Raw genomic sequence first — 6,571 nt, 5'->3', positions numbered from 1 at the left:
GCTAAAAGCTTATCTTATTGTCACAGGTCTCTCTGACTATACACTCACCCCCGAGGAGCAGCAAGCTATCCAACACTTCCAGGAGGGCAACCTACAGTGGGGTGACTACCGCCTTGGAGACCTATTTGGAGAAGCGACAAGGGGAAAAAGGTTGAAGAGTGATGACCGAATAGCTGGGTCTTTGCCTTTTGTTACAGCGGGAGAAGCAGAGACTGGTGTTTCCGCCTTCATTGGTAATAGTGTAGAAGTGTTTCCTGCCAATACGATTACCATAGACATGTTCGGATCTACAAAGTATAGAAACTACTCCTACGGAGCAGATGACCATGTAGCCGTTGTGCATACTCAAGCTCTTCCAAAGCATGCGGTTTGTTTCATAACTACCGCTATACACAAGGTGGCTAATGCTGGAGCGTTTCATTATGGGCGCAACTTCTACGCAAAGGATGCAGCACCCTTGCATATTTCTCTATTATCTAGATCAGGAGAACCAGACTATACTCAGATGGAGACCTTCATCAGAGCTATTGAGAAGCTCGTGATCCGAGACGTGGTCCTCTATGCCGATCGAGAGTTAGCCGCCACCCAGCAAGTAATCAATCAATAGTCCCTATGAAAACAAAAGAACCTATGCCACACTTTTCAGAAAGAAATGGCTATGTAATCCCCTCTAAAATACTAATACGAGAGACCATAACTACTGAGATAGAAAACTGTATCTGTAACTGCTATAGTGCGCTTAGAAAAGACATGGAGGCTTGTAATCACTCATATCAAGATCTAGAAATGCATCTATGGACTAAGTTCATGAATAAGAAAGCTTTGGAACTTAGAGTCCCTATGGATTGGGGTAGTTCCATAGTTTCTTCATATCTGTCATCACAGGAAGTGGAGTGGTGCAAAAAGCTTGACTTGATCGAAGAGACTATTGAGTTTCTAAAGGGCTATTGTTGCTATCCTCAGCCTTTGGAGGAATTTGTCCAGAACCTCAACTCTGAGTTTGAGCGACTAGTTTACGGCTATCGGATTGTAAACGACCAAGTCACGACTATTATAGATGAAGTGCAAATCTCTGCAATTCAAAAACCGCTAGAGAGCCCTACTGTTCATGAAAACATTCGTAGGCATCTCAACAATGCACTGCGCCTATACTCACAACGTCCTCAAGCAGACTATCAAAACTCTATCAAGGAGTCCATATCTGCCGTGGAGTGCTTATGCCGCAGTATTACTGAAGAGAATACCCTTGGTAAAGCTTTGTCAAAACTAGAGAAGAGTGGAGCTATAATCCATCCTCAACTGGAAGAAGCTTTTAAAAAGCTGTACTCCTATGCTAACCAAGGAGATACTGGCATAAGGCATGCTTTAATGAGTCCAGAAGACAACTATGTTCCACAGTCAGAGGAGGCTCTCTATATGCTCGTATCCTGTTGCTCCTTCGTCACCTACATTTGCGAGAAGCAGAGTCGAATTCAGTAGTTTTTGCTTACACGTCACACTCGATATGTACCCGAAAGCGTCAAAACGGGTACATGGCTTCTCCGATAGGCCCTTGGTTAGTCCAAAAGATTTTACTCCATAATAATAGGAGAGCGTGTAGCGTGACGACCTTTGCTCTTTTTGGATATACGCCATTCGGGGTGGTGGGTTGTCATTGAGGCGTGCTCGCAACCTTTGACAGCAGTAGAGGAAGAGCTCCCGTGGAGCATGTAGTACCTTTGCAACGAAGAAGGATACCAGCTCGGACACGATTGTCTGATATTTGTGGTGCTATAGCTGTGAGGGGGTGGATGGAGGGGTCGGGTCAGGCGAGGTCGAAGGTGTGCCACGAGCCGTGCCACAGGTCGACGGTGAGGAGCTTGCCGAGGAGGGCGGGCGTCTGCCCTAAGGCTAGCTGGAGCGTTTGGCTCGCTTGGATGCTGCCGATGACGCCGGCGGTGGCGCCGATGACGCTAGGCGGTACGGTCTCCTCTGCACTGTGCGGCTCGCTGTACAGGTCGCGGTAACGTAGACTACTAGAGGGCGCAAAGATGGTACACTGTCCTCGCCACCCCTCGATGGCGCCATGCACAAGCGGCTTGGCGGTACTGCGGGTGTAGTCGTCTAGGAGGTAGCGTGTGGGGTAGTTGTCCGTAGCGTCAACGATGATCTGGTAGTCGGCTAGTAAGGTCGCTACATTGGTCTCATTGAGTCGCTCGGTGATGGCCTCGATATGGAGGGTACTATTGAGCGCGGTGAGACGCTTTTGCGCTTGGATAGCTTTGGGGTGTGCGAGGTCAGACTCTTGGTAGAGGATCTGACGCTGGAGGTTGGACGGGGAGACGACATCGCAGTCGATGATGGCGATGCGCCCGATGCCTGCAGCCGTGAGGTAATAAAGTATAGGAGCCCCCAAGCCCCCAGCGCCAACGACCGCCACGCTCGTCTGAGCGAGGAGTCGCTGACCCTCGGGACCTATCTCGGGGAGCTGTAGCTGACGCTCGTATCGTGCGCTGCCAGCGATGCCCTTGTTGCCAGTGCTGTCTTGGGGCGTGCGAGTTACATCCACTGGTCCCAGTCTTTCCAGATGACTTCGTATCCCTGAGCTTTGATAGCAGCGATCATCTCTTCGGGAGAGCGTGAGTCGTTGATAGAGAATTGCTCGAGCTCAGGATTAGGATCGACATAACCGCCAGGCTGAGTGCTACTACCAGCACTCATAGAGTTGGCACCGATGCGTACCGCCATATCTCTGAAGGCACTGCTCTCGCGTGTGGATAGCGAGATCTCAACCTCGGGATCGAAGATGCGGTAAGCACAGATGAGCTGTACCATCTGACGGTCGTTGATCGGGTCTGCGGGCATATAGGAGCCTACGTGCGGACGCAAACGGGGTAGCGAGATAGAGTACTTGGTCTGCCAGTGGTGGCTCTCAAGATAGTCTAGGTGTAGCGCGGTGAAGAAAGCGTCCGTGCGCCAGTTGTCTAGTCCTAGGAGAGCACCGATACCGACCTTGCGAAAGCCTGCCTCGGCTGCTCTGTCGGGCGTCTCTAGGCGGAAACGGTAGTTGGCCTTGAGCCCCTTGGGGTGAAAGCGTGGATAGCTCTCCTCGTTGTAAGTCTCCTGATAGACGCAGACGTAGTGGGCGCCCGCCTCGACGAGGACTTTGTAATCCTCAACAGACATAGGCTGTACCTCGATCGATATTTGCGCAAACATGGGGCGGATGAGCTCGATGACCTGACGGTAGTAGTCGACGCCAGCATGCTTGGGCGACTCGCCAGCTACGAGGAGGATATGGGTGAAGCCCATGTCGGCGATAGCTTTTGCCTCAGCTTGCACCTCCTCCATGGTGAGTACCTTGCGGACGATCTTGTTCTCCTGATTGAACCCACAGTAGACGCAGTGGTTGTGGCAATAGTTAGAGAGGTAGAGAGGCTCGTACATGCGTATGGTCTTGCCAAAACGCTCGATGCTGAGTTGCTGTGCTTTGGTCGCCATAGCGTCTAGGTAAGCATCTCCTGCGGGGGATATGAGCGCCTTGAAGTCGCGTAGAGTAGGCGTAGCTGTGGCGATGGCGTGCTCTACATCTTGAGCAGTAAAGGTGTCAAACTCAGCACACTCCTGCTCCCAATTGTACTGCTGCTTATAATCGTAGAATGTCATTAGTCAAAGAATCCTTGGAGTGGTGAAGTGGCGGTGGCGGTCATATCGGTGGCGGGCTGGTGCAGTCCCATTTCGTAAGCTGAGCGACCAGCCTCGACAGCTTTTCTAAAGGCGATGGACATAGCTACTGGATCGGTAGCGGTGGAGATGGCGGTATTAACGAGTACCGCATCGGCTCCTAGCTCCATAGCCTCGGCAGCGTGGGAGGGACGACCGATACCGGCGTCTACAACTACGGGGACGGTGCTCTCAGCGATGATGATGCGTAGCATATCTCTCGTGGTGAGTCCCATATTGCTACCGATCGGAGCGCCGAGGGGCATGACGCAAGGGGCACCGACCTCCTCAAGTCGCTTGCAGAGCACGGGGTCTGCCTGTATGTATGGCATGACGATGAAGCCCTCCTTGACGAGTTGCTCGGTGGCGCGGAGCGTCTCCATAGCATCGGGGAGAAGGTACTTAGGATCGGGGTGTACCTCTAGTTTGATCCAGTTGGTCTGTAGCGCCTCACGGGCTAGCTGTGCTGCGTAGACCGCCTCGTCGGCATTGCGTGCGCCAGAGGTGTTGGGTAGGATGATGACATTGGGGCGTGTGATGCTCTCAATGAGTGTATCGTGGAGGCCTGCAGAGGTCTCTACTCGGCGAAGCGCGACGGTGATAAGCTCGCTACCAGAAGCATCGAGTGCGTCTGACATTAGTTGATTGTTGGCAAATTTGCCAGTTCCGATGAAGAGGCGCGAGGTGAAGTCGTGGTCTCCGATTTTCAATGACTTAGTCTGCATGTGTATAGTAGATTAGGATGTATGTCTAGTTAGGAAGGCTTGATGTGTCACGCAGTAACTGCGATACGGTATAGACCATATCGGAGGCGTGCTCAATGGCACCGCTCACGGCGATGCCGTCAATGTCTTTGTTGCTAAAGAGAGTCTCAGCATCTTCTGGTCGTATGCCTCCGATAGCTACAATCTGAGGAACGATGAACTGTCGGTTCGTCTCTTTGACCTGCTGAGCTATCTGCGAGATACCCTCTAAGCCTAGGATGGGAGCGAGGAGTGCTTTGGTCTGTGTGTCTCGATAGGGACCCACACCGATGTAGTCGATGTTGGCCGCCAAGGCACGAGGTAGGTCGTCAAGGCTATTGACCGTATAGCCGATGATGTAGTCATTGCCTAGGATGCGCCGCGCCTCTTGCGGAGGGCAGTCGCGCTTGCCGAGATGCACCCCGTCGGCGTCCACAGCGATGGTGGCGATGATGTCGTCGTCGATGAGCAAGCAGGCATCGTAGCGATCGGTCATCCTGCGGAGGCGCAGACCTATCTCGATGCGCTCCTCGGTCGTCGCCTCCTTGAGTCGTAGCTGCACCCAGCGTCCGCCCGCCTCGAGGTATTGGGACACCTTATTATATAGTCTGTCGGGGTCTGACTCATTGGTCACGTACTGTAGGTCAAAGTCAAAGTACAGATGCTTCTTCTTCCAATTCCCTGAAAGAAACTTGGGGTAAAGTAGCTGTCGCCCAGGACGGTTTGGTTGCCCCGCAAAGATAGCAGCAAGGTAGTGGCAAGCCCGCTGCACGGAGCTTACGAGGCTGTACTCCATAGCCCAGTAGCTGGCGATTGCTGCGGAGAGCATACAGCCAGTGCCGTGGATCGACTTGTCGTAGCGATGCGTGTAGTAGGGGTGGATGCCGTCTCTAGTGATCAGTTGGTTGACCACAAGATGTGGCGAAGTGGTATCGTGTCCACCCTTTAGTAGGATAGCCACGCTGTGTTTCTGAGCAATGTGCTGGAGCTCTGAGGGATCGTCTGTGCCGAAGAGTGCCTGTGCCTCGGGTTTATTGGGTGTGACGAGGCTTACTTCATTCAGTAGGGTAGCGAGCTTGTCCTGCTCCTCTGTCCAAAGGCGAGACTGCGTCTCCTCGGCGGCTGTGGGCTGGAGGATTGGATCCCAAATGATTCGCTTGACGCCTAGTGCCTTCATCTGCGCAACGATCTGTACCGCTTGCTGTAAATTCTGCACCATACCGAGCTTAGCCACGGTGACCGGGTGGTCGGTGAGGAGCGTTGTTAGCGATGCCTGTAGTTGGTCGGACGGTGTGGCGGTAGCGGAGACGAAGCGGTGCAGGCTTTGTGCTGTGAGCGTAGAAATAACGCTGTAGCACTGCACGCTCAGATCATTTGCAATGCGGGTGTCTACGCTGATGCCAGCTCCCGATGTGGGGTCGTGACCCGCAACGGTTAGAATGGCGGGCGTTTGGTACTGATCCAGACGCTCTTGTCGTTGTTCCTGCGGTTGCGACCAGATGTCGCCTAGCACAGCGACCCCAGTGTAGCCTGCCTTTGCCACGGACTCTTGCCTTTCGGGGGTGATGCCTCCAAGCGCGTAGACGGGGTAAGGGAGTTTGATCAATGCCTCACGACACGAAAGTAACGCAGGGTTGCCCTGATAGCCTTCCTTGCTAATGCTATCAAAGAGCGGGCTGAGCAAAGCGTAGTGTGGCGTGAAGGGTAGTTCCTGTAGCTCTTGGATCGAATGGACACCGACCGCTATCGTCTGGTGAGGAGCGAGAGGGATATTCCTCCACTCCGCCACGCGACGATAGGGTAGGTAGATGCCCGCCACGTCATACTCCGCCAGTAGCGCATAGTGGTCACACAGCACGACATGCTGGTGGTAGGCGGGCTCTAGACTGTCTAAGACCTTTCTAAAGTCTGCCTCAGAAGCTCCTGGCATGCGCAGGTGTACCCTACAGATGCAGCTTCTTGCGATATCAATGATATCGCCAGCTACATCTTTGATATGCTGACATTCGGGTGGTGTAATGACGATCATGGAGCGTTGGACGGTTACTGATTACTTGTCGTCCTCGATGCGCTTCTGCAGCTGACGACTAGCACGCATCGAGCAGAAGTGTTCGCCACACATCGAG

General features: G+C 53.2%; 5 protein-coding genes and 1 pseudogene. 2 read left to right on the top strand and 4 right to left on the bottom strand.

The genetic code is table 11. The annotated features are described in order from the left end of the window. Together Q0X57_RS07105 and Q0X57_RS07100 are read left to right on the top strand one after the other, a co-directional pair. Window positions 1-607 (top strand): annotated as a pseudogene (locus tag Q0X57_RS07105) (restriction endonuclease); the annotation flags it as partial. A gap of 5 nt (window positions 608-612) precedes the next feature. Continuing rightward, window positions 613-1,479 (top strand): AbiJ-NTD4 domain-containing protein, encoded by an 867-nt coding sequence (locus Q0X57_RS07100; protein ID WP_297729567.1) that lies wholly within the window; start codon window positions 613-615, stop codon window positions 1,477-1,479. A gap of 325 nt (window positions 1,480-1,804) precedes the next feature. Here Q0X57_RS07100 and Q0X57_RS07095 read toward each other — a convergent pair whose 3' ends face one another. From Q0X57_RS07095 to thiE, 4 genes are read right to left on the bottom strand one after another with little or no spacing between them, the layout of a single operon-like run. After that, window positions 1,805-2,548 carry a HesA/MoeB/ThiF family protein gene (locus tag Q0X57_RS07095; RefSeq protein ID WP_297729564.1) on the bottom strand — a complete coding sequence of 248 codons (744 nt, stop codon included), beginning with the start codon at window positions 2,546-2,548 and terminating at the stop codon, window positions 1,805-1,807. After that, window positions 2,539-3,645 carry a 2-iminoacetate synthase ThiH gene (gene thiH, locus Q0X57_RS07090; protein WP_007365462.1) on the bottom strand — a complete coding sequence of 369 codons (1,107 nt, stop codon included), beginning with the start codon at window positions 3,643-3,645 and terminating at the stop codon, window positions 2,539-2,541. The genes Q0X57_RS07095 and thiH overlap by 10 nt, the downstream gene beginning before the upstream one ends. Then, entirely contained in the window at window positions 3,645-4,427 is a 783-nt protein-coding gene (locus Q0X57_RS07085; RefSeq protein WP_297729560.1) for a thiazole synthase, read from the bottom strand. Before Q0X57_RS07085 ends, thiH begins: the two co-directional genes overlap by 1 nt. A 25-nt stretch (window positions 4,428-4,452) precedes the next feature. Further along, window positions 4,453-6,474, bottom strand: a complete 2,022-nt coding sequence (gene thiE, locus Q0X57_RS07080; RefSeq protein WP_297729557.1) for a thiamine phosphate synthase — start codon at window positions 6,472-6,474, stop codon at window positions 4,453-4,455. Window positions 6,475-6,571 lie beyond the last annotated feature (97 nt).

The organism is uncultured Porphyromonas sp. (assembly GCF_947254915.1).
In the GTDB taxonomy this organism is placed as follows: domain Bacteria; phylum Bacteroidota; class Bacteroidia; order Bacteroidales; family Porphyromonadaceae; genus Porphyromonas.
This window is presented reverse-complemented; position numbering and strand designations above follow the sequence as displayed.

What these genes read in the sequence shown, in the direction of transcription:
- Q0X57_RS07100 (WP_297729567.1), top strand. Translation starts at nt 613, where the DNA reads ATGAAAACAAAAGAACCTATGCCACACTTTTCAGAAAGAAATGGCTAT.
- thiH (WP_007365462.1), bottom strand. Translation starts at nt 3,645, where the DNA reads ATGACATTCTACGATTATAAGCAGCAGTACAATTGGGAGCAGGAGTGT.
- Q0X57_RS07085 (WP_297729560.1), bottom strand. Translation starts at nt 4,427, where the DNA reads ATGCAGACTAAGTCATTGAAAATCGGAGACCACGACTTCACCTCGCGC.
- thiE (WP_297729557.1), bottom strand. Translation starts at nt 6,474, where the DNA reads ATGATCGTCATTACACCACCCGAATGTCAGCATATCAAAGATGTAGCT.